This is a genomic window from Aminobacter sp. MET-1, from assembly GCF_026521175.1.
In the GTDB taxonomy this organism is placed as follows: domain Bacteria; phylum Pseudomonadota; class Alphaproteobacteria; order Rhizobiales; family Rhizobiaceae; genus Aminobacter.
Genome location: NZ_JAMSHL010000185.1, coordinates 1 through 231 on the forward strand (window position 1 = coordinate 1; position 231 = coordinate 231).

A 231-nucleotide genomic window follows, 5' to 3' on the forward strand; every position below is an offset into this window, starting at 1 on the left:
GTGCTCAGCGGCGCCAATATCGACCGCGCTGCGCTGGCCGAACTGCTGCGTGACGAGGCGCCGGTCGCGGCCTGACTCAGCGGAACGGCGGCTCGTCGAAGCTGCGCAGTTTGCGCGAATGCAGCGAATCGAGCTGACTGCGCATCAGCTCCAGCGCGGCGATGCCGATATGCAGGTGCTGGGTCACCGCGCGCTCGTAGAAGGCGCCGGCTGCGCCGGGCAGCTTGATCT

The 231-nt window shown here is 68.4% G+C and carries 1 pseudogene; it reads right to left on the reverse strand.

Annotated features, from left to right (window positions below):
* Window positions 1-76: 76 nt before the first annotated feature.
* Window positions 77-231 (reverse strand): annotated as a pseudogene (locus tag NDO48_RS29560) (AMP nucleosidase); the annotation flags it as partial.